At 43.8% G+C, this 25,582-nt stretch carries 30 protein-coding genes; 14 read left to right on the top strand and 16 right to left on the bottom strand.

The genetic code is table 11. From position 1 onward, the window contains the following. Positions 1–3: 3 nt before the first annotated feature. The 8 genes from recN to LDX50_RS03485 all read right to left on the bottom strand — a co-directional run bounded on the left by recN (position 4) and on the right by LDX50_RS03485 (position 7,801). A complete protein-coding gene (recN, locus tag LDX50_RS03520; RefSeq protein ID WP_225697028.1) occupies positions 4–1,665 on the bottom strand; it encodes a DNA repair protein RecN in 1,662 nt (553 codons plus the stop codon). Continuing rightward, positions 1,666–1,887, bottom strand: a complete 222-nt coding sequence (locus LDX50_RS03515; protein ID WP_225697027.1) for a hypothetical protein — start codon at positions 1,885–1,887, stop codon at positions 1,666–1,668. Between the two features lies 1 nt (position 1,888). Further along, positions 1,889–2,785: a type IX secretion system protein PorD gene (gene porD / locus LDX50_RS03510; RefSeq protein WP_225697026.1), complete on the bottom strand. Its 897-nt coding sequence runs from the start codon at positions 2,783–2,785 to the stop codon at positions 1,889–1,891. Further along, on the bottom strand, positions 2,782–3,993 hold the full coding sequence (coaBC, locus tag LDX50_RS03505; protein WP_225697025.1) for a bifunctional phosphopantothenoylcysteine decarboxylase/phosphopantothenate--cysteine ligase CoaBC: 1,212 nt from the start codon (positions 3,991–3,993) through the stop codon (positions 2,782–2,784). Before coaBC ends, porD begins: the two co-directional genes overlap by 4 nt. 6 nt (positions 3,994–3,999) lie before the next feature. Further along, entirely contained in the window at positions 4,000–4,326 is a 327-nt protein-coding gene (locus tag LDX50_RS03500; RefSeq protein WP_225697024.1) for a DNA-directed RNA polymerase subunit omega, read from the bottom strand. 4 nt (positions 4,327–4,330) lie between these two features. After that, on the bottom strand, positions 4,331–5,143 hold the full coding sequence (locus LDX50_RS03495; RefSeq protein ID WP_225697023.1) for an outer membrane protein assembly factor BamD: 813 nt from the start codon (positions 5,141–5,143) through the stop codon (positions 4,331–4,333). A gap of 101 nt (positions 5,144–5,244) precedes the next feature. Further along, positions 5,245–5,955: a T9SS type A sorting domain-containing protein gene (locus LDX50_RS03490; protein ID WP_225697022.1), complete on the bottom strand. Its 711-nt coding sequence runs from the start codon at positions 5,953–5,955 to the stop codon at positions 5,245–5,247. A 241-nt stretch (positions 5,956–6,196) separates the two neighbouring features. Beyond that, on the bottom strand, positions 6,197–7,801 hold the full coding sequence (locus LDX50_RS03485) for an OstA-like protein (protein ID WP_225697021.1): 1,605 nt from the start codon (positions 7,799–7,801) through the stop codon (positions 6,197–6,199). Between the two features lie 29 nt (positions 7,802–7,830). Here LDX50_RS03485 and tilS point away from each other — a divergent pair, with 29 nt between their 5' ends. From tilS to LDX50_RS03445, 8 genes are all read left to right on the top strand, one after another. Further along, positions 7,831–9,159 carry a tRNA lysidine(34) synthetase TilS gene (gene tilS / locus LDX50_RS03480; protein ID WP_225697020.1) on the top strand — a complete coding sequence of 443 codons (1,329 nt, stop codon included), beginning with the start codon at positions 7,831–7,833 and terminating at the stop codon, positions 9,157–9,159. Continuing rightward, positions 9,143–9,670, top strand: coding sequence for a Crp/Fnr family transcriptional regulator (locus LDX50_RS03475; RefSeq protein ID WP_225697019.1), 528 nt, complete (start codon positions 9,143–9,145; stop codon positions 9,668–9,670). The genes tilS and LDX50_RS03475 overlap by 17 nt, the downstream gene beginning before the upstream one ends. Before the next feature lie 98 nt (positions 9,671–9,768). Next, positions 9,769–10,701: a malate dehydrogenase gene (mdh, locus tag LDX50_RS03470; RefSeq protein ID WP_225697018.1), complete on the top strand. Its 933-nt coding sequence runs from the start codon at positions 9,769–9,771 to the stop codon at positions 10,699–10,701. 101 nt (positions 10,702–10,802) lie between these two features. Beyond that, positions 10,803–11,192 carry a DUF3052 domain-containing protein gene (locus LDX50_RS03465; RefSeq protein WP_225697017.1) on the top strand — a complete coding sequence of 130 codons (390 nt, stop codon included), beginning with the start codon at positions 10,803–10,805 and terminating at the stop codon, positions 11,190–11,192. 162 nt (positions 11,193–11,354) lie between these two features. Then, positions 11,355–12,029 carry a twin-arginine translocation signal domain-containing protein gene (locus LDX50_RS03460; protein WP_225697016.1) on the top strand — a complete coding sequence of 225 codons (675 nt, stop codon included), beginning with the start codon at positions 11,355–11,357 and terminating at the stop codon, positions 12,027–12,029. A 64-nt stretch (positions 12,030–12,093) separates the two neighbouring features. Beyond that, a complete protein-coding gene (locus tag LDX50_RS03455) occupies positions 12,094–12,513 on the top strand; it encodes a DsrE family protein (RefSeq protein ID WP_225697015.1) in 420 nt (139 codons plus the stop codon). A gap of 55 nt (positions 12,514–12,568) precedes the next feature. Next, positions 12,569–13,408, top strand: coding sequence for an aminotransferase class IV (locus tag LDX50_RS03450; RefSeq protein ID WP_225697014.1), 840 nt, complete (start codon positions 12,569–12,571; stop codon positions 13,406–13,408). 24 nt (positions 13,409–13,432) lie between these two features. Continuing rightward, entirely contained in the window at positions 13,433–14,218 is a 786-nt protein-coding gene (locus LDX50_RS03445; protein WP_225697013.1) for an exodeoxyribonuclease III, read from the top strand. Here LDX50_RS03445 and LDX50_RS03440 read toward each other — a convergent pair. Genes LDX50_RS03440 through LDX50_RS03430 form a run of 3 tightly spaced genes read right to left on the bottom strand, consistent with a single transcriptional unit; the run spans position 14,215 to position 16,868 of the window. Further along, positions 14,215–14,745 (bottom strand): NADPH-dependent FMN reductase, encoded by a 531-nt coding sequence (locus LDX50_RS03440; protein ID WP_225697012.1) that lies wholly within the window; start codon positions 14,743–14,745, stop codon positions 14,215–14,217. The two genes, LDX50_RS03445 and LDX50_RS03440, sit on opposite strands and share 4 nt — an antisense overlap. A 36-nt stretch (positions 14,746–14,781) precedes the next feature. Continuing rightward, a complete protein-coding gene (gene kdsB, locus LDX50_RS03435; RefSeq protein WP_225697011.1) occupies positions 14,782–15,531 on the bottom strand; it encodes a 3-deoxy-manno-octulosonate cytidylyltransferase in 750 nt (249 codons plus the stop codon). Continuing rightward, entirely contained in the window at positions 15,528–16,868 is a 1,341-nt protein-coding gene (locus LDX50_RS03430) for an NfeD family protein (protein WP_225697010.1), read from the bottom strand. Before LDX50_RS03430 ends, kdsB begins: the two co-directional genes overlap by 4 nt. Positions 16,869–16,928: 60 nt before the next feature. Between LDX50_RS03430 and LDX50_RS03425 the strand changes: the two genes are divergently transcribed. The 3 genes from LDX50_RS03425 to LDX50_RS03415 are packed head-to-tail and all read left to right on the top strand — an operon-like array spanning position 16,929 to position 19,490. After that, entirely contained in the window at positions 16,929–17,705 is a 777-nt protein-coding gene (locus LDX50_RS03425) for a hypothetical protein (RefSeq protein ID WP_225697009.1), read from the top strand. 2 nt (positions 17,706–17,707) lie between these two features. After that, on the top strand, positions 17,708–18,712 hold the full coding sequence (locus LDX50_RS03420; RefSeq protein ID WP_225697008.1) for a LysM peptidoglycan-binding domain-containing protein: 1,005 nt from the start codon (positions 17,708–17,710) through the stop codon (positions 18,710–18,712). Between the two features lies 1 nt (position 18,713). Continuing rightward, on the top strand, positions 18,714–19,490 hold the full coding sequence (locus tag LDX50_RS03415) for a TIGR02757 family protein (protein ID WP_225697007.1): 777 nt from the start codon (positions 18,714–18,716) through the stop codon (positions 19,488–19,490). A gap of 1 nt (position 19,491) precedes the next feature. On the opposite strand, the gene pyrE is transcribed toward LDX50_RS03415, so the two are convergent. After that, positions 19,492–20,133, bottom strand: coding sequence for an orotate phosphoribosyltransferase (pyrE, locus tag LDX50_RS03410; protein WP_225697006.1), 642 nt, complete (start codon positions 20,131–20,133; stop codon positions 19,492–19,494). Between the two features lie 93 nt (positions 20,134–20,226). On the opposite strand from pyrE, the gene LDX50_RS03405 reads away from it, so the two are divergent. Continuing rightward, a complete protein-coding gene (locus tag LDX50_RS03405; RefSeq protein ID WP_225697005.1) occupies positions 20,227–20,922 on the top strand; it encodes an NUDIX hydrolase in 696 nt (231 codons plus the stop codon). Here the strand turns inward: LDX50_RS03405 and coaD are convergent. From coaD to LDX50_RS03385, 4 genes are all read right to left on the bottom strand, one after another. Continuing rightward, entirely contained in the window at positions 20,919–21,380 is a 462-nt protein-coding gene (gene coaD / locus LDX50_RS03400; RefSeq protein WP_225697004.1) for a pantetheine-phosphate adenylyltransferase, read from the bottom strand. The genes LDX50_RS03405 and coaD overlap by 4 nt on opposite strands. Then, positions 21,380–22,270: a DUF3822 family protein gene (locus tag LDX50_RS03395; RefSeq protein WP_225697003.1), complete on the bottom strand. Its 891-nt coding sequence runs from the start codon at positions 22,268–22,270 to the stop codon at positions 21,380–21,382. Before LDX50_RS03395 ends, coaD begins: the two co-directional genes overlap by 1 nt. A 2-nt stretch (positions 22,271–22,272) precedes the next feature. Further along, positions 22,273–23,082: a hypothetical protein gene (locus LDX50_RS03390; RefSeq protein ID WP_225697002.1), complete on the bottom strand. Its 810-nt coding sequence runs from the start codon at positions 23,080–23,082 to the stop codon at positions 22,273–22,275. 82 nt (positions 23,083–23,164) lie between these two features. Further along, the gene (locus LDX50_RS03385) at positions 23,165–23,644 is read right to left on the bottom strand and encodes an NUDIX domain-containing protein (protein WP_225697001.1); all 480 of its coding nucleotides are present in this window, start codon (positions 23,642–23,644) and stop codon (positions 23,165–23,167) included. 59 nt (positions 23,645–23,703) lie between these two features. Between LDX50_RS03385 and LDX50_RS03380 the strand changes: the two genes are divergently transcribed. Together LDX50_RS03380 and LDX50_RS03375 are read left to right on the top strand one after the other, a co-directional pair. Continuing rightward, complete coding sequence (locus LDX50_RS03380; RefSeq protein WP_225697000.1) at positions 23,704–24,132, top strand: PaaI family thioesterase; 429 nt, start codon at positions 23,704–23,706, stop codon at positions 24,130–24,132. 17 nt (positions 24,133–24,149) lie between these two features. Further along, positions 24,150–25,538, top strand: a complete 1,389-nt coding sequence (locus tag LDX50_RS03375) for an ATP-dependent DNA helicase (RefSeq protein ID WP_225696999.1) — start codon at positions 24,150–24,152, stop codon at positions 25,536–25,538. The last annotated feature ends 44 nt before the right edge of the window (positions 25,539–25,582 follow it).

Below are 25,582 nucleotides of genomic sequence, written 5' to 3'. Positions count from 1 at the left end.
TGGCTAGTTGTGTGTCATTAATTCCCTGGCATTTTGTAATGCGGTGTCGCTTGGGCTGTCGCCGCCGATCATCTTGGCAATTTCAATGGTGCGCTCTTCCTCTGACAGCATTCTGATTTTGCTGATGGTTGAATTCTCACCACGGTCTTTGTAAACAAAGTAATGTCGTTCCGCACGAGCGGCAATCTGTGGCAGGTGGCTGATGGCAATAACCTGGTGATTTTTAGACATGAACTTCATCATTTCACCCATCCGAAGAGCAATTTCCCCCGATATGCCGGTATCAATCTCATCAAAAATAATGGTGGGAAGGGCGACCTTATCTGCCAGAATATGCTTGATGCAGAACATTAGCCTGGAAAATTCACCTCCAGAGGCAACTTTTGAAAGTTGCTGCGGGGCAACACCCAAATTGGCGCTGAATAGAAGATTAATCTCATCATTGCCGAATTCAGTGAATTCTTCGGCAGCAGTTTTTAAATCAATCCGTATACGCGCATCGGGTATACCAACCTTTTTTAGCAGCTCCTGCATTTCATGTGAGAGCGGTTCCAGGACATCAGCTCGTTTTTTTGAAAGCGATTCAGCACGTGCGCTGAGCGCTATTTTTTGTTCTTCCAGTAACCGCTCTAATGAAACGATTCGTTCTTCCATCGTCCCGCTTTCAAAAGCTTCCGCATCAAGTTCTTCACGAATGCGGATCAATTCGTCAATTGAATTGACATGATGTTTCTGCTGCAGTTGATAGATGCTTCCCAGTCGTTGCTGTATAATCTCGGTCTTTTCAGGATCAAATTCGACCAGATCATTGAGGCGAACCAATTCCGAAGCCAGATCATCAATTTCAATGAATGCGCTCCTGATCCGCTCGTAAATACTCTCGTAATCCGAAGAGAATTTGCGCAGGGAATTTAGAAATTGCTGTGCCTGTCTGATGGCCTGCAAGGCTGAATATTCATCTTCCTGAAGAATATTATTCGCTGCCGTGAGATTACTTTTAATTTCTTCGGCATTTTCCAGTACCGTCAATTGCTGCTCCAGTTCCTCCTGTTCACCAGATTGTAAGTTGGCATCAATCAATTCCTGAAGAATGAAATGCCTGTAATCTGCCTCCTGTTCTTTTTTGGTGCGTATTTCCAGAAGTCTTTTAAGCTCTTCCTGATGCTTTTTGTACTCCCTGTAGATCTTCCTGAAATCGGCCCTTTCGTCCAGAATGCCGGCAAAAGCATCGACCAGATCCATTTGAAATCCTGATTTTGCAAGGAGTAGAGTTTCATGCTGTGAGTGAACATCCATGAGCTGATCTCCCAATGTCCGAAGTACATCCAGTGTTACCGGCGTATCGTTGATAAATGCACGTGATTTTCCCGACGGACTGATCTCCCGACGGATTATGGTTTCAGGTTCGTAGTCAAGCTCCTGGACTTTAAAGAAGCCCTGAAGATTGTAATCTTCGATGGAGAAACTGCCTTCGATGATACATTTGGCCTCTTCATTAAAAAGAACGCGCGTATCTGCCCTGTTTCCCAGCAATAGGCCAACTGCTCCCAGCATTATGGATTTACCAGCACCGGTCTCGCCTGTAATTATATTCAGGCCATCCACCGGGCGCATTTCCAGGTGTTGGATGAGCGCATAATTCTTTATGATCAGGTTCGTTAACATTCAACTATTTATATCGATGATCACTTCTTCGATTTCTTGCATGGAGATTGTCATCTTATCCAGGCGCATATTCCTGCCATTTAATGAATCACCATTGATTTCCGTCAGATTCATGAATATAACACTTCCATTTTTCATGATAACATGAATTTTTTTCCCAAGAAATTCGGGAAGTTTATCATTCAAATGCTGGTATTTAATTCGAACCTGACGTTTTGCCATATTACTTCAGCATTTGTTCATATTGTGCCCGGTTGGCCGGATCCAGGTTGGCCAGGATCTCAAATGCCTGCCGCCGGGTGTTCAATTCACCCTCCGAATAAATATTGATCAATTCGACCCTTTTAGCGTCGAGAAAACTGATTACAAATATTGAATTTGGATATTGTTGTTTAATCTGCTGTAGGTCTTTCAGTACCGTAAGAATCGTGGAGCGGGCATCATCACCACTTTGCATATATGTATCCAGTCCCAAACGGTGATAGCGATAGAACCCTGTTCTCAGCGATTGCATTTGCTGATTCGTCATGTTCTCTATCAGCCAGTACCGGTTACGGGTACTTCCAAGAGCGTCCCATCCAGGTCTGTTGGATGTCTGAGCTGTATTGGCAATATTTAATGCCTTTTGGAAAAAAGGATTTCCGGCCAGTTCGCCGAATGAGTCATAATCCATGCCCAATATGATATTAGCATAGAATCCCAGTAATGAAGTCAGGTTAGATGTGAAAATATTCTCATTGAAGTTTAACGGCATTGATTCGATATATTCGAATTGCCAGTCCCGGTCGGCAAAATTCAGCAGGATGGATTCATAGTTGCTGTTGAAAACAGGGCGGGCTGATTGAATCTGGGTAGTTCCTGAGAAATAACCGAGTGTAGGAGTATTCTGAAGGGTAATGATAATATTACATCCGATCCTTTCGGAGGGCTCAAACACATCACTGGTCCATTGTGTGTTATTCAGAAACTGTTCGAGCGCAGTTTCCATATCTTCAAATATTTGCCGGTCTGAAGTTTGTACCTGTTCAGCATTTACCGAAACACGACAGTTGAGTTCCTGCCCGGTAAGGGGGGAAACCGTGAGAAGAAATATGAATAGACCTGCGATAACTGATCTCATACGTTAAATTTAATGATCGCATCAAGAATATCATGAGCAACCTCTGTTTTACTTTTTAACGGAAAGGTCTGTTGATGATTGTGCTTGTCTAAAATTGTAATCTGATTGGTATCATGACCAAATCCGGCCCCGGCATCGTTCAGAGAATTTAAAACAATCAGGTCAAAGTTCTTCTTTTTCAACTTTCCAGCCGCATTGCTTTTTTCATTCTCCGTTTCGAGCGCAAACCCCACGATAATCTGACCTTCTTTCTTTTTAGCTCCCAGTTTTGCTGCAATGTCCACTGTTTTGGTTAACTCAAGTGAAAGTGATCCTTCGGTTTTCTTAATTTTTTGTTCGGCAGTTTTGGCTGGTTTGTAATCTGCGACGGCTGCCGCCAGGATAATGATATTTGCATGATCAAATACAGAGGCTGCTGCGTCATACATATCACTTGCATTCACCACCCTGATCACATGCACAGAAGGATTCTGTATGGAGAGAGAAGTTGGACCAGTAACCAAGGTGACATGAGCTCCCGCATCAGCGCAAGCCTGAGCAATGGCGAAACCCATTTTACCGGAACTGTGATTGCCAATAAAGCGTACCGGGTCAATGGCTTCGTGTGTGGGACCGGCTGTAATCAGGACTTGTTTTCCTTGGAGGGGTTTATTCTGCGGACTTTTTTTTTTAAGCGTGTCGCTGATGACTGTCACGATTGTCTCGGGCTCAGCCATTCGTCCATTTCCCACCAAACCACTTGCTAATTCACCAAATTCCGCAGCAATGATCTCATTGCCGTAACTTTTAAGTGTATTGATATTTGAGGTAGTGGATGGATGAGCATACATATCCAGGTCCATAGCAGGAGCAATTACGACCGGACATTTGGCAGAAAGATATGTTGCCAGCAATAGGTTATCACACAATCCGCTTGCCATCTTTGCCAGGGTATTCGCGCTCGCGGGCGCGATTACCATAAGATCAGCCCAGAGGCCCAGTTCCACGTGATTATTCCATTCGCCCGAATCATTCTTTTCAAAATCCGTCAGAACAGGATTTTTAGATAGGGTAGCAAGTGTTAGTGGGGTAATAAAAGTGCGGGAAGAAGCTGTCATGATTATTTTCACTTCAGCACCTTCCCCCACAAGCAGGCGCGTAAGGTATGCGGCCTTATAGGCTGCGATACTTCCGCATACGCCTAATAAAATACGCTTTCCGCGAAGCATATTGAATTATAATTCAAGTGCACCGGCAGGATCCTGATCCCTTTCACGGAACATAACCTTGTCTTCTACGAATTCCTCAATTGCTAGTGAGGTTGGCTTAGGCATGCGCTCATAGAATTTTGAGATCTCTATTTGTTCGCGGTTCTCAAAAATTTCTTCGAGGTTATCCACGGTAGAGGCAAATTCTGCCAGTTTGCTGTTAAGTTCTTCCTTAACATTAATAGTTATCTGACGTGCCCTTTGTGAGATGATCGCGACAGACTCATAAATGTTTCCTGTCTTTTCTGAAATCTCAGCCATGTCACGCGTAATAATCGATGCTTGAGTAACCATATATTTAATTTTTAGCTAATTCTGTTATTTTCTCCAGGCTGTCAGCATATTTCCTTTCAGCCTCTTTTATGTATTCTGATTCCGGATAATTATCAATGAAATCCTGGTAATATTGATTGGCTTCACGAAAACGTTCCAGCTGTCGGATTGAAATACTTTTCTCAGCATACTTATACTGAGCCATGAATTTTAGGTAAGACAGCTCCTCATTGTATTCAGAATCAGGGAAATTCTCTGAAAATGACTGAAACGCAATGACTGCCGCATTGTAATTTTCCAAACGATAATATTGTTTGGCATTTTCATACCCCTTTCTCTCCAGTCGTACCTGCACATCATTAATCACATTCGAAGCGTCGTCAACAAATTCACTGGTCGGATAACGGTTAATGAATTGCTGCATCGCCATGAGGGCCTGAATACTGTTGGTTTGATCCAGATTGTAAGTCGGCGAGGCTGCATAGAGTGAATAGGCATACATATATGCAGCCTCCTGGGCAAACTCACTTCTTCCGTAAGTCTCGTAAAAGACCTTGAAGTGGTGCGAAGCCAGGTCGTATAGTCGCTGATAATACTGGGAGTATGCATAATAGAACTGTACCTTCTCACCTTCCGGAAGACCCCTGACGATGGGTAAAATTTGTTCGAAAAGTGTTGAGGAACGGTAATAGTCCTTGTTTTCGTAATATTCCAGACCCGCCTCATATTTCACCCGCCAGTCTTCACTTTTTTCGATAGCACGGAATTTACCGCACGCTGAAAAAAGTGTAATCGCAATGCTTGCTGAAATAATATAAAATAGGACCCTTTTACGCATAAGGCTGCAAATATAACTAGTTAACGACAATTATCAATGAAGAATGTCTGTGTCGGATTGGATAACAGGATTAAAGTACTATTTAGTGCCCGGGGCGGCGATTATTTTCGAACAATAAGTTTTCTCGACATGACACCTTCATTGTCGACATACAGGGTATAAAAATATACGCCGGCATTAAATTCATCGGCATTCACCTTCACCCTTGTTTCAAGGTAGGGAAGATCATACTCCGCGACTGCACTCCCCAATACATTGTGTATAACAACCTTGGCCTCTACGTCCCTGTCCAGGATATTATAATCAATAAATGCAAATTCAGTCACCGGATTCGGATAAACATCGTTGATTCTTATGGCGCGTGACTCATAAATGAACCGTTCCGCTACTTTGTCTTCAACTGAATAGGTTATTTCGTATTCTACGTAATCCATCGGATTGTCCCGATTATATATTTGATAATTTACCGTACTGATTCCTTCAGCAAGTCCAGCCTCCAGTACACTTACAAATGCACTTGATTTTTCTCCTGGCTCAAGTCTCTTGGATAATGGTAACTTGTCGGTTTCCTCACTGTAGCATTCATTGCCCCAGCAGAAATAAGATTTTTGGCTTGTGCCAATTACCTTGTTGGTTCGTTTTATAGCAACATAAATGGGACGATCAGATGTGTTCACCAGTGTAACCGGCACTTTCATTACGGATCCAATCCGTCCGGTATGGACAATAGAATTTTCTACGACCTGAAGTTCCTGGGCGCTGATAATGTGGGAGGCGAGAAACAATACTAACAGGAAGTAAAGTTTATTCATAGGCAAACATAATATATATGTATATACGTACGTTTTATCAAATTCGTTAAGGAAGATACAAAATATCCTCATTTTTAACATAGTGAATTCACATAAAATCAATGTATTTCAGTATTTGATACAATAATTTTAAAATGAATCCGCAAAAAGCTGTTGCCATTGCAAAACTGCTAATGACTGGATCATCTGTTTGACACTGCAAAGGACAATTTGGTTGTGGTGGCGGACAATAAAAAAAGAATTATTCTTTTTTCTGCAGGGATGATTTTTCTTTCAGGATATCAGGCTTCTCCTGCACAGGTTTTACATCAGGTTTTATGGGCGAAACCAGGTCCTCCTCTCTTGCAACATCCTCTTTTGCCGGCCGTTCGGCAATTCTCCAGGAATATCCCGGAAGTCTTTGCATCTCTGATGTAAGCTCGTGAGGTGGAATCATGTGCGCATCAGGCTTCACAAAAAATGATACATTATCGGCACGGTTCAGCTTAAAATGGATCCGCATACTGCTGCTAATGCTCTTATTCATCCCCATCAGGTAGGATTCTGTCTCATCAAGTGCATAGAAGAGACTCTCCGCATTACCATCCACATCCACTTTGCTGATTGCGCTCTCCCGAAAGAGGGCGATCATATTCCGGCCTTTGATCTGGTTGTAATTGTTGATTGAATCCCGGCTTACCACAAATGAATTGAAATTCAGAAACATTTTATCGATGGAATTGTCATGAATTTCTACTTCAATGGTATCGGCAGTAATCTGGTTTTCACCCGTCCATAGCACAGGATCGGAGTAGAATATTATCAGGCTGTCGGCATTCATATATGCCAGTGAATCTGATCGTCCCTGCAGGTCATTTTTAAAGATCCTTACGTTGGGATAAGCAAGGATTCGCTCTTTTGAAGGATCATCACTTTCAACAGCCACCAGCGTATCAGCACGAAGGTAAAGGGTATCTTCACCCAGGGGTCGTTTCATGACCGCATTTCCATAAACCTTGGCAATTCCATTCGCCTTATCATAGTATCCGTCATCACCATCGATGATCACATTTTCCTGCTTCGAAACAAGATGGATCCGGTCCTTTCCCAGGTAAAACTTTCGGAGATCGTCAAGCAGCATACGCCGGGCATTGATAAAATATGATTTCGTCTCTACTTCACCCAGTCGAAGATCGGAGCTCTTTTTTCGCGTGTCATATTCCCCCTGGTCATACTCAAATACATTCCCCTCTTTATCCGTTAGTTCGGTAGGAGCCCGGAAATACATGATATTACTTCGGGTATTGTATTGCAGGGTGTCTGACCGGAGTGTATATTCCGGATTGACTCCAACAACCTTTTTTTTGAAGGATGCCATTCCTGTATTTACCAGATAATACCCTTTATCACTGGTAAGAACGTTGGTGCTGTCAACAAGCTTTCCCCCCTGGAAATAACGCGCTTCCTGGTTTATGCGGTCGTAATCCAGATTATCGGTATACAGCGTTGCCTGTCCGAGCTTTGTAAAAACCACATTTTTCCGAAGGCGGGCGATCTTTTCATTGCCTTCATAAATAAGTCGGCCTGCCACAATAGTGACCGAGTCACCCTCTACGATTCTCACATTACTTCGAGCTTCTATCCGGTTGGTTTCATTATAGAGGACAGCTGTGTCACAGTAGATTGTAGTTTCGTTCTGAACAAAAACGACATTTCCCACCACATTCCGGTATCTTACCCCATCTCTGAGGCCGCCGTAGGAGGTATCAGCCTGAACCAATTCAACCTTCCGCTGTGCCTGGGCCATGGAACTGGAGAAAAGGAGTAGAGAGGTTAATATTAATATGGTAACTTTACCGGCGTTCATCAGGGTCAAAGTTAAACAAAATTCATACCATGCTTCCTGGTTCATTTCTCGAATTGTTCCATGCGTGTAAAATAAAAAAATCAGATCGCTTGCTGGTGGCTGTGAGCGGAGGCATTGATTCAGCAGTGCTGATCGATTTACTGGCGGGAGAGTCGTTTGACTTTGCCATAGCCCATGTGAATTTTATGCTTCGGGGTGAAGACTCGGAAAAGGATGAACAATTTGTTCAGAAACTTGCCCGATCCCGTGACGTCCCCTTTTTTTCTGTGCAGTTTGAAACCAGAACTTATGCCGAAGAGAAAAAGATCAGCATTCAGATGGCAGCCAGGGAACTTCGGTATGCCTGGATGTATGAACTTCTCGAGAAGGAAGGATTCAACTATCTGGTCACTGCGCATCACCTGAATGACGCCCTTGAAACCACACTGTTAAATTTATCCAGGGGCACTGGCATTGCCGGATTGCGTGGCATAAAGCCGCTGCATGATCGGATATTCAGGCCTCTTCTGCATACTTCGCGTAATTCAATCGAGTCATATGCGCGCTTGAAGAATGTTCAATGGCGCGAAGATGTTTCCAATGCCTCCGACCATTACACCCGAAATTATATTCGTCATCATATAATTCCGAAGCTTGAGGAGCTTAACCCCTCGGTTATTGAAACTTACAGAGCCACACACCTTCGACTCATGGATGCCGAATCTGTTCTGCTTCAGGAAGCAGCTGAACGCATCAATGCTTATCAGCATAAACAGGGAGAGGATATATACATTCATCGGGATGCATTCAGGGACACAAATCTTGCTGTTACTGAAGTTTTGCTGGCGCCATATGGATTGACGATTTCACAAAACCAGGATCTACTCGAATGTATTGGGCGAAATGACCACTCACAGATTTTCATTACTTCGGATTTCCGTTTGAACCTGGACAGAGAATATTTGATCATTTCCAAATCTCCAACAGAAATCATACCGTTGCGAATTGATCTTTCCGATGCTCATTATGAACATGATCTTGGAAAGATACAGGCCTTCATTGAACCAGGTTTTGAGCCGGTACTGAAGGGACCTATGCAGGCTTCTTTTGATATTGAACGGCTTCGGGAACCGCTCATTCTCCGAAAATGGGAGGAGGGAGACCACTTCATTCCATTGGGAATGAAGGGCAAAAAAAAGGTAAGTGACCTTATGATAGATGAGAAAATTCCGTTAAACTTGAAACAGCGTGTGTGCGTGCTTGAATCCAATGGCGAAATTGTCTGGGTTGTTGGATTGCGGATCTCAGAAATGGCAAAGGTTACGCAGCACACTACCAGGCGTTTCAATATCATCATAGACAATGATAAATCCGTTTAAAAAAACCTACACGACATACGAACTACGGATTTTCAATTTTTTATCGGGAATTCGCCTCTTCAAGAATCTCACCTTCAAGGAGATGTCTTATTTTCTTCCCTTCATGCATGAAAGGAATTTTCAAAAGGATGAGGTCGTATTCTTCCGTGATGATCCCAGTCATGCGCTATATTTACTGAAAAGGGGTGAAGTTTTGCTCAATATCGATGTGAATGACTCTTTTGAAAGTCTCACTTCGGTTAAGGGGGGAAACGTACTTGGAGAAAGTTGTCTTCTCGAAAATTCAAAGCGACAGTTGAATGCCATAGTGATTTCCGAATCAGCCCAGTTTTATGTCATACCGCAGGATAATATTTTCTCAATATTTGAAAACCACGCTCGCGTAAAAACCAAAATGCTGAAGGAGCTGGCAATGATGTATAATGAATACAATTCAAACCTTTTCAAGGCATACCGGTCATCATTCGGGTTTTTCCACTTGTCACAGATATACGGAAAAGAAAGGCCCTGAATTAAACTTCCCGCAGATTTAGGCATATGAATGCGATTGCTTAAATTTGTCTTCCTGAAAAATTGCTTTTTTATTCACATTTAAAACATAAATCCGTTATGAAAATTACTGTTGTGGGAGCAGGGAATGTTGGTGCGACGTGTGCCGATGTTTTGGCATACAGAGAGGTGGCCAATGAAGTCGTGCTTGTAGATATCAAGGAAGGTATCGCTGAAGGCAAGGCACTTGACATATGGGAAAAATCGCCGATCAATCTCTATGATACCCGTACGATCGGTTCAACAAATGATTACACAAAGACAGCCGGTTCCGATGTTGTCGTAATTACCTCCGGCTTACCCCGTAAACCTGGAATGTCGCGTGATGACCTTATCGAAACCAATGCCGGAATCGTTAAGTCAGTCACCGAAAATGTTGTAAAGCATTCACCCGATGCCATCATAATCGTCGTTTCAAATCCGTTGGATGTAATGACATATCAGGCTCACCTGACATCTAAACTTCCACGGACCCGTGTAATGGGAATGGCTGGAATTCTTGACACAGCACGTTATCGTTCTTTCCTTGCAGAAGCGCTGGATGTTTCGCCAAAGGATATCCAGGCAGTACTGATGGGCGGTCATGGAGATACGATGGTGCCTCTTCCACGGTATACTACAGTTGGTGGTATTCCTGTTACGGAACTTATCGACGAAGATAAACTTAATGCGATTATTGAACGCACAAAAACAGGTGGAGGTGAACTCGTTAAATTAATGGGTACTTCTGCGTGGTACGCACCCGGATCAGCTGCAGCGCAAATGGTGGAAGCTATTGTGAAGGACCAGCGTCGGGTATTCCCGGTATGTATCAAACTCGAAGGCGAGTATGGTATTGATAACTGCTACCTGGGCGTACCGGTTATACTTGGCAAGAACGGTGTTGAAAAGGTTATTGAACTTCAGCTCACTGATGCTGAGAAGGAATTATTGAATGTTTCGCGAGATCATGTTCAGGAGGTGATGGATGTACTCGACCGAATAAACGGATAATTCATTATGCTATCATTAAAAGCCCCGGAGACGGGGCTTTTTTTATTTCTACGTACTCCATTAGAGTTGCATTTTGACCGTGTTATGACGATATTATGTAAATGCCAACCCTGCTGGAAAAACTGGGTGTAAAACCGGGTTCTGTGACCTGGATTATTAATGCACCACCGGTCTTAACTGACGCCTTGCATCAGTTGGATGACATACGTTGGTCTGATGGTCATGATGATGCTGATTATATCCATCTCTTCGTCACACAATCAGACACCCTATACGAAATGCTGCCGGCCTGTATGGAAGTCCTGCCCGATTCGGGAATGCTTTGGGTGAGCTGGCCAAAAAAGTCGGCGCGCGTGCCGGGTGATCTCAACAGGGAACTCGTCCGTGAGATTCTGCTGACCACCGACCTGGTGGATGTAAAAGTTTGCTCCGTAGACGAGGTCTGGTCTGCCCTAAAGTTTGTTCGTCGGGTAAAGAACCGTAAAAATTAACAACAGGGTTCCTCCTCACATGTAGTCTGATGGTGATTTCAAGTGGGCAAATTATGGTAGTTTTTGAAACAATCGTGTTATTACTTCAGGATTGAAAGTCGTTACTTTATATAGTGGTATCATTTTCAGGTACTTATCAGACTAACCAAAACAACCAAAAAAATGCTAACATCAGATGTAAAATCAAGAAGGAAATTCATTGGTACGCTCGCTGCTACGGCAAGTCTTACCGGTATGACCGTTCCTTTTCTATCACAGGCGAATGCCAAGCCGGTAAAAAAATCGGCACATGCTGCAGATGCATGGTTTGAAGGCGTGAAAGGCGATCACAGGATCGTTTATGATGCTCCTGAAATCCATGACGGATTTCCAATAATCTGGCCATGGGCTTTCTACATGACTAATAACCAGACAGGAACCGCGGATGAAGATATGACCGCGGTAGTGGTTCTTCGCCACAATGCCATTCCGCTGGCCATGGAAGACAGACTGTGGCAAAAGTATAACTTTGGCCAGGTGTTCAACATGAATGATCAAAAAACATCAAAACCTTCGCTCCGCAATCCGTATTATGAGCCCCAGGAAGGAGATATGCCGTTGCCGGTGATCGATGGTATCAAGAAGCAAATAGATCGGGGAATCATGTATTGTGTTTGCGAACTGGCGATATCTGTTTACAGCGGAGCTGTTGCCCAGCAAATGAATATGAACCCGGAAGAAGTCACGAAGGACTGGATTTCGGGAGTACTTCCCGGTATTCAGGTGGTTCCTTCGGGTGTTTGGGCACTCGGACGAGCACATGAGCATAACTGCGGCTATATATATGCCGGAGGCTAGAATCTAACACAGGGAATTCCAGTGTCTGCACTGGAATTCTTTTTTACATTAAACTTTACCTTCCATGAACCGACTATATTTCATTTTCGCTTTTATTTTTATTGTCGCCATCAGCGCATCTGCCCAGGAGAAACCCATACGCATTGTTTTCGATATCACATCGGCTGATGATGGCACGCACCAGTCGGCTATCCGTCATCTGCAGCTAATGACCGATGCCTACCCCAATGCACAATTTGAATTGGTTTCCTATGGTAAATCACTTCCTATGCTCCTGCCCGAGAAGTCAACCGTCGCCCCGGAAATCTCCGCGCTCCTCGCAAAACCGAACGTAAACTTCTATGTGTGTGAAATGACATTGAAGAAGTACGGAAAGACAAAAGCAGACCTCATTCCCGGGGTTGGAACTGTCCCTGACGGCATAATGGAAATCGTCATGAAACAGAATGACGGCTGGGCATACATTAAAGAAGCCCATCAATAGAATATTTGTAATTAATACATAATTTGGTCAATCACTTGCGATTAATTGATTGCCTATGTTTTGTTTGCTGAATGGAAACCTGGTCAGGCAGGAATCCGCGTTCATTCCTGTGAATGATCTCACGCTGCGCCGTGGTTATGGCCTTTTCGATTTTTTTCGCGTCAAAGACAATACTTGCCTCTACCTCCAGGATCATGCCGACCGGCTGTTTACGGGAATCAGGGGATTGAATCTTGTCATCAACCAGGATAAGAATACCCTGATTCAACAAATTCAGCAGCTTGTTGAGGCCAACAACTTAAAAGGGGCTTCCGGAATTCGTATTGTAGTTACGGGTGGATCATCGCCCGATGGGTTCACCCCGTCAGAGGCAAATATTATTATAACCCAGGAGCGTTTCAGCGAACCGAACCCCTTATTGTATGAAAACGGAACATCTATTATCAGTTTGGAATATCGCAGGGAGCTGGCCACATTTAAGTCGGTGAATTACATGAATGCCGTATATATGGCTCCGGAAATGAAGCGGCAGGGAGCAACCGAGATTCTATATCATTTCTGGGGAGCTGTGTCTGAATGCACACGCAGTAATGTCTTTTGCATTTCAAATGATATCCTGTATACGCCTGTTTCAGATATTTTACATGGAATAACACGTAAAAGGGTTTTGGAAATAGCATCTGGAATTATGGAGGTAAGAGCCGAAGATTTCAGTCTTCAATTCCTGAAAGAGGCAGACGAGGTGTTCATTACTTCCACCATTAAGCGAATTTTGCCTGTTTCCCGGATTGATCATAGCCCCGTCTCAGATGGCAATGTTGGGCAGGTGACGCGGAAACTTATGTATTTGCTGCAAAAAAGAGATCAGGAGTATTCCCCGAAACTTGATATTTAGTACCACATACGGCATCTTCGAGGTATGAGTAAAATTAAACTGGCAACCTGGAATGTGAATGGCATACGTGCCATTATGAAAAAGGAGTTTGAATCGAGCTTCAATGAACTTAACAGTGATGTGCTATGCCTTCAGGAGACCAAGGCAACTGCCGATGAAGTAAAGGAGGCATTGGTTTCACTGGATAGTGGTTTTGAGATATATGCTAATGAATCTAAGGCGCGGAAAGGATACAGTGGCACTGCGGTGATTTCAAGAATTCCGGTTATTGGCATTCAGGAAGACATGGGTATGGCAGAACATGACCAGGAAGGACGTGTGCTGGCTGCTGAATTTGGTGATTTCTTTCTGGTAAATGTATATACTCCCAATTCCGGACAGGGGTTAAAACGACTGGACTACCGTCAGGAATGGGATCGTGACTTCTTACAGTACCTCAAGGCACTGGAAGCATCAAAACCGGTAATTGTTGCCGGCGACCTGAATGTGGCGCACAGTGAGATTGACCTTGCCCGTCCAAAGCAGAATTATAATAAGTCATCCGGTTATACCCAGCAGGAAATTGATGGGTTGACGAATATTATCAAAAATGGTTTTATTGATGTATTCAGACATCTGTATCCGGATCAGGAAGGGGCCTACACTTATTGGAACTATATGTTCAATGCGCGATCCCGAAATGTTGGGTGGCGGATTGATTACTTCCTGGCCAGTGAGAATATACTACCAAAGATCGACGATGTTGTGATCAGACCTGAGTTCATGGGCTCGGATCATTGTCCGGTTGAATTGTGGATCGAGGCGCCTTAAAATTCTATCAGTTTTTGAACCTGTGTCTCAAGCAATTCCTGGTAAAGTGGGTTTTGGATCATGCCTTCTTTAAAGTGTTTTTCAATAAAGGCCAGCTTCGGTTTAAGTGCCAGCACATGGGTGCCACAATAATTGAGGATATCGGTCAGGTGACTCAGTGCAAGTCCGCCGCCCTGATTTCCAGAAGAGATTCCTACCAGTGCGCACTTTTTGTCCCTGAAGGTTAGCGGATACTGGAGACCATCGATAAAAGTTTTCAATACTCCGGGGAAGGAGCCATTGTATTCGGGTACGATGAACACAAACTTTTTGGCATGAAGCATTTCATCCCTGAGTGGATTAAAGGCTTTATTTTTACCCGAATTCTCGTAAAGTGCCGAAAAGGCGAAATCCTCCGGTAAATCCTTCAGATCGATAAGTCCGGCTGTAATGCCCGATTTTTTCAGGAGTTCCACATAGTATTGTGCCATCTGCATGGAAACAGATTCATTACGATTTGTTCCGCAGACTACCAGAATTTCATGCATGTCGATTCGTTTTTCTAGCTCTACAACCGATTTGGCTCAGTTTTGTTTTCCTTCCCAGATCTTTCGTGCTTTTTCCAGATCATCCGGTGTATCCACACCCAGTGTGGAAATTCCCGTATCGGCAGTTACAATGGAGAAATCATTCTCAAGCCACCGTAGTTGTTCAAGGGATTCTGCCGATTCCAGCTTTCCTGACTTTAGCGCGCTTATCTCTTGCAATATGTCTCTGCGATATGCATACATTCCAAGATGCCGCCAGTATGTGAACTGGGAGGTCCATTCAGAAGATTCCGGGTCCCTGAAATAGGGAATGGGGGAGCGGCTGAAATAGAGGGCCTTTCCGGATATCGACCGGACTACTTTCACGATATTTGGATTTTGAAGATCACTGTCGTCCTGAAGCCGGGTGACCAGGGTTGCGATTTCATTTTTGCCATTACAGAGGCGTGCCAGCAAATCGATTTGGGCAGGATCAATGAAAGGCTCATCACCCTGAATATTTACAATGTATTCGGCATCCTCATTTAGTTGGGTGACAGCTTCATGACATCGGTCTGTCCCGCTTTTATGACTTCTGGCGGTCATAACCACAGGTATACCGGCCTCAAGCAAGACATCCAGAATTCGGTGATCGTCGGTTGCCACCACAACCTTGCTGATCATTTCGGCTTTTATGGCTTGCTCATAAACATGCATGATCATGGGCTTGTCTCCAATCATTTCGAGTGCTTTTCCGGGCAAACGAGAAGACTCATACCTGGCCGGGATGATTCCTGTTATTTTCATGCTTTCATCCTTTCACGAACTTTTAGGGAAGCACCGGCATCTTCAATTACCTCAATTTCCCTGCCTTTATCGATGTATTCTCCGCGGGTATAGGCATCGTAGATTTCATCACCCACCTGAACTTTCCCGCTGGGACGAAGAACCGTGTAAGCCGTTCCAACTGCTCCGGTAAGGGAATCTTCTCTGAATTTGCTTGCATAACCCTCGCTTTTAGCCATTGTCTCCATCAGGGCGACGCGGGAAAACGCCTTGCTTTCGGTGAATCGAATGCCAAGGATAAACAGAACAACCATACCACCCAATGTTCCGACCAGTACTGCCGCTGCGGCGGCTGCCAGATCACCAATTCCCACGAACGAGAAGTCGAACAGGTCATTATTCACCATTACAAGGATCAGCGATCCGAGTGTCAGGATAATTCCGCTTATTCCCGCAATGCCGAACCCGGGGATTACAAAGACCTCCAGCAGGATCAAAATAATTCCGAGGAAAAATAAAATGATCTCCCAATTCGCTGCCAGCCCGTTAAGGTAGTAGGGTGTAAAATAAAGGATCGCTGCTACTACGGCAGCAGCTATGGGAAAGCCGATTCCGGGTGTTTGCAATTCAAACCAGATGCCTCCGATAATGATCAGAATGAGCAGACCGCTTACCACAGGATTCAAAAAGAAGGCAATAATGCGTTCACTGCCGGGCAGTTCAAATGCTACCAACTCATAATCAACGATACCATTTTTTGTGAGAATTTCGTCGATGTTATCCACCTTGCCCTCGCAAAATCCAAATTCAATAGCTTCAAAGGTGGAAAAAGTGATAACTTCACCAGCCTTGGTCACACCTTCAATCTCAATTGATTCATCGACCATGCCTTCTGCGATTCGCGGATCTCGTCCCTTTTCATCCGCAAGTGAACGCATGGTTCCGCGCATATAGGATTGATATTTGTCGGGGGCTGCCGCACCATCCATCGTAACAACCGTAGCCGCACCGATACTGGATCCGGGAGCCATATAAATACTGTCGCAAGCAATGGAAATCAGTGCCCCTGCCGAGGCGGCGTCCTTATCAATAAATACCCAAACAGGCTTTTCAAAGGCCAGAATATTCTCTACGATATCTTTCGCGTCTGTAACTGCACCACCATATGTGTCCATGTGAATGATGATGATATCTGCCTCAATTTCTTTTGCATGATCCAATGCCAGAGAAACATATCGGTTCATCCGCGGATCTATATCATCGCGAATATCCAACGTCATGACAAGTGGCTTTTCGTCCTGGGCCTGACTCCAAACCGGGATGAGAAGAAATAAAAGTAATAATAGCTGTCTGAACATTATGGTTTGCAATGAAGCCTTTATTTTTGGTAAACGATAAATTAACACAGAAAAATTCAAGTGGGAAAATGGGCTGTTAAATTTTCAGAGAGTTTCGATCAGGATGTGTGGAACATTTATGCCCTGGATTCACAGGATAGCCTGCTCATTGAAACCCGCAATCCGGAAACCGAATCCCTTGATTATTATTCGGTTTCGCTGAGTACCCTGCACATCACGCATTTACCGATTGATAATCCACCCTGGTTCAGCCAGGTTGTTTATGTTAATTCAGAACTTCTGCTGATACAGGAATATGATGAAAACCTTAACCCTGACAAATCTTCGCTGACTTTATTTTCAGTTGCCAAAGGAAGCATACTTTGGCGGAAAGCGGATCTTCGTTTTGAAGGTCGACAGGAGAATTCCTTTGTTTGTTCTGATTTGGAAAATAACCGGGTTTCTGTAGATATCCGGCAGGGTTCGGTTATCGCGACTAAACCGGGAGAGACGTCGAATTCGGGTGGAATTGAAATTCCGGTGCACTATATGGAGGGAACCGACTATTTCAATGAGATTGCAAATTACCTGAACGATCAAAGAGAAATAACCCCCGTTCGGGCAATCGATTACCTGGAAGGCAATGATTTCATCGTATTTAGTTATTACACCAAAGGTGGCAGGGAACTTGCACTGCACCTTATAGCGATGAACGGATCAGGGAATATCGGACTGGAAGAAATTCTGGGAAAAGATCTAAAAGGAATTGCCGACCCACCCTTCCTCTTTTATAAACAGAATCTTATCTTTGTAAAAGAAAAGCGACATTTTTTCGTTTACGCTTTACCTAAAGAATAGAGATGCGAATTTTTTTAATGCTCCTCATCATCCTTGCGTCAGTATCCCTTACCAATGCCCGATCGGTAGGTGTTCAGGATTCTATCGGACTCGAAAGAATTGGTGATAAAGTTTATATCCTTCACCAGGTAGAGGAAAAAGAAACGCTGTATTCTCTTTCGAGGCGGTATAATGTTGCCATTAAAGCAATTATTGGCGTGAATCCGTCGGCAGAATTCGGACTGAACATAGGTGAGATTTTAAAAATCCCTTCGGCCGTAGAAAAAGTCCCCGCAGAAGACGGTCGAATTGTTCATATTGTGAAACCTCAGGAAACGTTATATTCTATTTCGAGGTCGTATGGCGTGTCTTCGGAAGATGTGAAGAAATGGAACAGGATATCAACCAACATCCTGGATATCGGGCAGGAGTTGATCATATATCCATCCGACACAGATAATACAACATCTGATTCTTCTTCAAAGGTGATTGCTGTCACTCCATCTCAGAATGGCGAATATATTTACCATGTAGTAAAGGCAGGTGAAACACTTTATTCCATTTCCAGAACACTGGAAGTGCCCCTTGAGCAACTTCGTGAATGGAATGATCTTTCGGTTAATGATATTTCAATCGGACAACAGTTGATCGTGGGTAAAAAAGTACCAAAGGAAGAGCCCGCAACCGATCCGGTAAAGGAAACGGAGGTTATTTATGCAGACACCGGCACACCGTTGTCACGGGAAAATGCCAATTTCGAGGAGGTTGAGGAGAACGGACTCGCCGAACTTATAGAGGGATCTTCAAACAACAGGAAGTATCTGGCACTTCATCGTACTGCCAAAGTGGGTACGATCATGCGGGTTCGAAATGAAATGAACGGGCAGGAGGTTTTTGTGCGCGTTATTGGAAAGCTTCCGGATTCGGGAGCCAACCGGAATATTCTTATTAAAATTTCAAGATCTGCCTACGATCAGCTGGGTGCCATCGACGCACGCTTCCGTGTGACTATATCGTTCATTCCTTAAAATGGATTTTGAAGAGATCGGCGATTTCCTGAATGAGAAGGCGGATGAGTATAATGTGCCCGGTTTTATTCCGGATGATCCAATCTCCGTTCCCCACCAGTTTACTAAAAAACAGGATATAGAAATTGCCGGATTTTTCGCGGCCATAATGGCCTGGGGGCAACGCAAAACCATCATATCCAAATCCATGGAACTCATGGAACGCATGGACAATGAACCCTATGAGTTTGTTCTTCATCACAGCGAAGAGGAATTACGTAACCTTGAAGGTTTCGTGCACCGCACCTTCAATTTCACCGACCTGCTTTATTTCATAGCCTTTTTCAGGCACCACTATAACCATCATGATAGCCTTGAAGATGCCTTTCTGCCGGCTGCAGATATGGAAGTATCGTTGTCGCGATTCCACGATTATTTTTTTTCATTGCCTGATTTTCCCGTCAGAACGCGCAAGCACATTGCCACACCTGCCCGAAAAAGTGCATGCAAACGGATTAATATGTTTCTCAGGTGGATGGTGCGTAAAGATAACCGGGGTGTAGACTTTGGATTGTGGAATCGTATTGAAGCATCAGAGCTTATTTGTCCGTGTGACGTACATGTCGAACGGGTAGCGCGCAGGCTGGGGCTGATTCAGCGACGTCAGGTTGACTGGCAAACCGCAATGGAACTCACTGAAGCGCTCAGACAATTTGATCCCCACGATCCTGTGCGATTTGATTTTGCCCTGTTTGGATTGGGCATTGAGGAAAAAAAAGATATTTGGTCGGTGCGATAGGCTAACCTTTCCAGTTCGCCGGGTCGGTTCTCCAGGTATGCAATGACTTTAGTTGATCTTCTTTGATGTAATCCCGATCCAGGGCCTCTTCAAGCAGGTATGTATAACTGCTGAGGCAAATAAGCGGGATATTTGCGGTCTCAAAATTGGATTTTGCAACATCAAAGCCATAGGTAAATATGCCTACCATGCCGAGGACCTCAACACCTGCTTCAATAAGCGCCTGCGCTGCTTTCAGTGAGCTGCCTCCGGTGCTCACAAGGTCTTCTACCAGTACAACTTTCTGACCTGCTTCCACTTTTCCTTCTATCATGTTTTCCATGCCGTGTCCTTTCGGTTTAGAGCGGACATAAACGAAAGGAAGATCGAGTGAATCGGCAACCAGTACACCCTGAGGAATCCCTGCTGTGGCAACTCCCGCAATTACACTAGCATCCGGAAAACGTAACCGGATCAATTCGGAAAGATTTTCCCTGATCATGGATCGGATGTCCGGATAGGATAATGAAAGGCGGTTGTCGCAATAAATAGGAGATTTCCAGCCAGAAGCCCACGTAAAAGGCTGATTCAGATTCAGTTTGATGGCCTGGATATCAAGCAGGGCGGCCGCGACAGTTTTACCGGTAGGGGCATAAATTTCCATGCGGCTAAATTATTGATTAAAAAACGCATTATCTATTTGTGTCATAAATAATATTTCATTGATTTGTGAGAATAGGTACTCTAAAAATTTGTGATGAATCTTTTCATCAATGATATTCCTGTACGGATTGTTCATGCGACGACCTCACTCCATAAGCGGGATTATAATCTGATAATCAATGCGGCAAATGAACCCATCACCCCGGCAAAATTGCTCCATCGTGTTGCCATCAAGCACGCGAAGGAAGAAGATCTTGATGTAATTCTGGATTTGCTGGATTACACTACTCCGCAGGGTCTTATCAATGTAACTGTTTCAGTGGATGATTATGATGGAATGAAAAAATTCCTGAAGCGGAAATTCAAGATTATCAAGGCGGCAGGTGGATTGATCAGAAAAGGAGAAAAGATGCTCATGATCTACCGTCTGAAGAAGTGGGATCTGCCCAAAGGAAAGCTGGACAAGGGAGAAAATCATCGTCTGGCGGCACAGCGGGAGGTAGAGGAAGAATGCAACATAAAGGTGGAGGTCCATGATAAGATTTGCACAACCTGGCATACCTATACAATGAAACGCCGAAAGATCCTGAAAAAGACGGTTTGGTATGCAATGGACATCGTTAAGCATGATAAGATGAAGCCTCAAATTGAGGAAGACATCGAAGAAGTTCGTTGGATGTCACCCAAAGAGGTATATCATGCGCTGCAGCATTCCTATAAATCGATCAGTTTTGTATTTGATGTTTATTACCGGAAGGAAAAAGAGAAACTCGAGGAGAAGGAGTCCTAATCGATTGAATACGGCAGATATTCAGAAATATCCCCGCCGTAGCGATGAACTTCGCGGATAATTGTCGAGCTGATAGCCGCATATTGTGGTGAAGTAATCAGAAATACACTTTCAAGATCTTTATTCAGGTGGCGGTTTACCTGTGAGATACTGTTTTCGTATTCAAAGTCGGTTGTATTCCGAAGTCCCCGAAGCAAAAAGCGTGCATCATAGCGTTTGGCCAGATCTGCAGTGAGTTCGTTATATACCATTACACGAACACGTTGATTTCCGTCAAATGCCTTTTCAATATACCGGGTCATTTTATCAACCGCGAAATACCGTAAATTCTTTTTGGAATTATGTCCGATAGCGATGATAATCTCATCGAACATTTCAAGACCCCTCAGCACAATATCTTCATGTCCCTTGGTAAAGGGGTCAAAAGAACCGGGAAAAATGGCGATTCTTTTCTTCATCAGTCACATAGGTGAATGCTGTAAAGATCCAGGTATTGATGATCCTGGACTTCATCAAAGACATAGCCATATTTCAGATAGTTTGGCCTGTCACCGAAGGAAATGTTCTTTATGTACTTATAAAATTCATTGTAGTGCGCTGATTCCCTGCCCAGATACCCCCAAAGCACCACGTCGCTTGTTTGCTGTTCGCGCTGGAGTCCTTTCATCACAAGCATGATGTACTTGATATACTCGCTGAATTCTTTGATGACGAACTGATTGTAATATTCCAGCTTATTGTTCTTGAGGGTCACCAGGTGCAGCTTAAATCGGTCGATATAGAGGTACATGCTGTTTTTACTATGCTGAGAAGCATAATTAATCACCCCTTCGATCAATGCACTTGACTGATGAATAAAACCAAGTTCTGTATTTGGGTATAAACTTTTGAACCAGTTATACATTTGCTTATTCACTGCGAAGACGCAGATTGCGTCTGTTTGAATATGCTTGTAATATAATAACTCTTCCTTTTCCGGATTAATTTTAGAATTCAGGCTGAGGTATTCCTTCAGGTTTGTCTTTACAAACAGGCTTGACGGAACCAGGCTGAATTTATTGTTTTTAACGGCAATCCGAACTTTCTTCCAGAATCCGGCCGTTAGCAGGTGATGATTTTCAAAAATTTCCTCCAGGAGTGACTGCAGCTCGGCATATGATTTTACACTGGCAAGAATATAATCTTCCAGGATCAGACACTGATTGCTGACACTATCGACCACTGCGATCTGAAGATCACGAGGCCCAACCTGAAGCAAAAGATTATACTGATGAAGGTTATCGACATCAAATTTGTCGTCTTTAACCTGATGTATAAGCTTAAATTTCGTGGCTGTAGCTGATTCCAAAATTATTCCCAGTTACCTGCGGTTGTAACGTCAGTCCGTGATCCGAAACGCAGAGGTTTCTTGTTGGTAGCGTCATTACTTTCGCTTCGGTTCGGATCAAAAGGCTTGGTATTACGTACTTCAATAACGTCTACCTGAACATTACCTTTGGTTACTTCATCCGCGTATATTTCAAACTGAACATTCTCATAGCCCGGAACGAACATGAGTCTGTCCAGGTTTGTATTTGGATCAAATTTGGTTTCTACAAGCGTCATTAATAAGTCGCCTTTGGTAAGTCGCTGTCCGCTCTGAATAGGTTGAGTATTAGTTACTTCCCCGCTTTCTTTGAATTTGTGTTCAACTACCTTTCCACTCTGCAGTAAACGGTAGGCAACGTTGCCCTGTTCGGCCATTTGACCTACAGAAAGCTCAAATCCACGGAATACACCGTCGTTGGCGGCAAGTACACTGTGTGATTGGCGGAAGATCCTTTCTTTGGCAGGGATGATTTCCAGGGTATCAAATTCCACAACAACACTGTCAGCACCATAATCAAGTGTAATGATCGTTTCTTTTTTCTCAATGATTGGAACCTCACCATTCTTGATGAAATCAATCAGTTTATTCCAGTCGGAGGTGTAATTACCGTTCACTTCCTGGAAAACGATTTCAGCTTCCCTGATCAATTTGAGTTTTTCAATGATGGCATTTTCTCGCTGTGCGATAAGTTTCCTTTCATCGATTGAGTGTTTTATGCTGCTGCCAAGGTACCAGGCAAGACCAAGGCTAATAATCAGGAAAACAATTGAAAGTATTTTGGTGACGCTCATGTCTCGGGAAATTTTATTGCAATAATAAAGAATTTAACAAGTATTACATAACGAATCAAGATGCTATTTTAAGCAAACATTGTCAGAATTTAAAGTGTCGCTCAAGATTTAATAATGCACCCGCACTGTCAATTTTTCTTAAAATTTGATGCTTGAATCTGCCTGGCATAACCGCCAGTTCTTTAAAAGTCACATATTTTACCTCCTGAATGATCTGTTTTTCTTTTAGTTCGGGATCCGTTCCTTTAGCCGGTATTTGGTGAGGATTGGCGGTTACCAGGAAGAAAAACTCGATGGCATGTAATGGGGGTTCGATATATTCATGCATGGTTAGCAGGCGGTCGACGGATATCCTCATCCCGGTTTCTTCTTCAAATTCACGGATCAGGGCGTCTTCAAGACGCTCCCCAAAGTCTACGCCCCCTCCCGGTGGGATCCATAGAATATTTTCCTGACCGATTCCGCTATGGCGAACCAGCAGCAGTCGCTCATCATCAAACAACAAGCCGCACACACGAACGCGTATCCTGTTTCCAAATTTTTGAGATAACTCCGGATTCATGCGGTTCAAGTTAATCACAAGCACGGGATTTGGTTAACTTAGCGCTGAAATTTTATACTATGAATGACTATAAACAACGTGTAAAGACCTTCCTCGAACGTCAATATTTCATGAAACATATTGGTTTTGATCTGAATGTGATTGAGGAAGGCCGAACCGAAGGCGTCCTGGAAGTAGAACAGATCCATCACCAGCAAAAAGGATTGGTTCACGGCGGTGTAATTGCAACGCTGGCTGATATTACAGCAGGCTTCGCTGCTTATACAATGGTTCAGCCGGATCACCATGTTGTAACAGGGGAAATAAAGGTATCCTATTTAAATCCGGGCGTGGGCAAAAAACTCAGGTCGGTAGGCTGGGTTCTGAAATCCGGCAAAAAACTTCAGTTCTGTGAAGCTGAGGTGTATGATATTCGGGAATCAGGTGAAGTTCTGATCGCAAAAGCCACTACAACAATGGTTGTGCTGTCGCCGGGAGATCTGAAATGAGTGCAACACTGTCGCATATGCTGCGAAAAACCTTTCCGTTTCAGCCAACGGACGGGCAAACCCGTTTTTTTCAGATAGCCGAAAGATTTCTTCAGTCGACTCACCCAAGACCGGTTTTGCTGCTAAAAGGGTATGCAGGTACCGGTAAGACCACGCTGGTAAGTACATTAGTGCAATCCTTGCCCTATTTCTCACAGAAATATGTGTTGATGGCACCCACCGGAAGGGCTGCGAAGGTGATGTCGAAATATGCCCATCGTATGGCATTTACCATCCACAAGCGCATTTACCGTCAAAAATTGGATGGATTGGGGATGTCATTTGAGGTTCAGAAGTCACGTACTGAACATATGGTTGGCATTGTGGATGAGGCATCCATGATTTTTGAGGAAAAGGGCTTCGGAAGTCGTGGATTGTTATCGGATCTGTTTACCTATTTTTTCCATCAGTTTGCGGGAAACCGTTTAATTTTAATTGGCGACAGCGCACAGCTTCCGCCGGTAGGACAGGAACTCAGTCCGGCCCTGAACCGCGAATATCTTGAACGTGAAATGGGTGCCGAGGTATATGAGGTAGAACTTACCGAAGTTATGCGGCAGGAGGAGAAATCGGGGATCCTTTTTAATGCGACCATGTTACGTAGTGTACTTGCTGTGAAGGAGCAGGAAATTCAATTTCAGACACGCGGCTTTTCTGATATATTCAGGATGACGGGTGAGCGCCTGGAAGAAGGCCTCCGCTATGCGTATGATACCTATGGGGTTGAAAATTCGATTATTATTTGTCGTTCTAACCGATCTGCCAATCAATACAATCAATATATCCGCCGACAGATCCATTTTTATGAAAATGAGCTGGAAGCAGGAGAGATATTGATGATCGTTCGCAACAATTACCTGTTCACGCCGAATGAAAAGGGAGGGTTTGTAGCTAACGGCGATTTTGCCGAAGTAATGAAGATCGTTTCTTTCGAGGAGATGCACGGATTACGATACGCCACGCTGATGCTGCGCCTGGTTGACTATCCAACAGAGGAATCTTTCGAGGCTAAAGTTATTCTGGATACATTGTATGAGGATACACCTTCACTTTCAAAGGAAAAGGAGGAAGCACTTTATCAGCTGGTAAGTGAAGAATATGCTGATATACCTTCTCGCCGGGAACGTCGCGAAATGATCAAAAAAGATCCTTACCTGAATGCATTGCAGGTGAAGTTTGCCTATGCTCTTACCTGTCATAAATCCCAGGGAGGGCAGTGGAATGCGGTTTTTGTGGATCAGGGATATATAAAAGAGGAACAATCAGTGGAAGAATCCTACGTGCGTTGGTTGTATACTGCCGTAACACGCGCAACGGATCAACTTTTTTTAGTAAATTTCCATCAAAATTTTTTTAATTCCGTTTAATATGAAAGTAACAGACGGATGTGAACAGGTTTCAAAATTCAATT

This window comes from Fulvivirga sedimenti, assembly GCF_020328055.1.
This window is presented reverse-complemented; position numbering and strand designations above follow the sequence as displayed.